This is a genomic window from Schumannella sp. 10F1B-5-1, from assembly GCF_006517535.1.
Lineage (GTDB): Bacteria > Actinomycetota > Actinomycetes > Actinomycetales > Microbacteriaceae > Schumannella.
The window spans coordinates 1-234 of record NZ_VHQH01000175.1; the positions used below are offsets into that span (position 1 = coordinate 1).

A 234-nucleotide genomic window follows, 5' to 3' on the forward strand; every position below is an offset into this window, starting at 1 on the left:
CTCGTGCGCGGCGCGCTCCTGTTCGGCGCGCTCCTGCTCGGCCCGCTGCTGTTCGAGACGCGCCCGCTCGGCGCGCTCCTGTTCGAGGCGCTCGTGGGCGGCGCGCTCCTGCTCAGCGCGGGCCTGCTGCTCCGCGCGTGCCTGCGCGTCGGCGTGCGCCTGCGCCTCCGCGCGGGCGTGGGCCTCCGCGCGAGCCTGCTGCTCCGCGCGGGCCTGCTGCTCCGCGCGAGCCTG

1 protein-coding gene is annotated in these 234 nt (G+C 79.9%); it reads left to right on the forward strand.

The annotated features are described in order from the left end of the window. A partial coding sequence (locus FJ658_RS16425; protein WP_181408510.1) for a hypothetical protein occupies positions 1–234 on the forward strand: 234 nt, incomplete at both ends.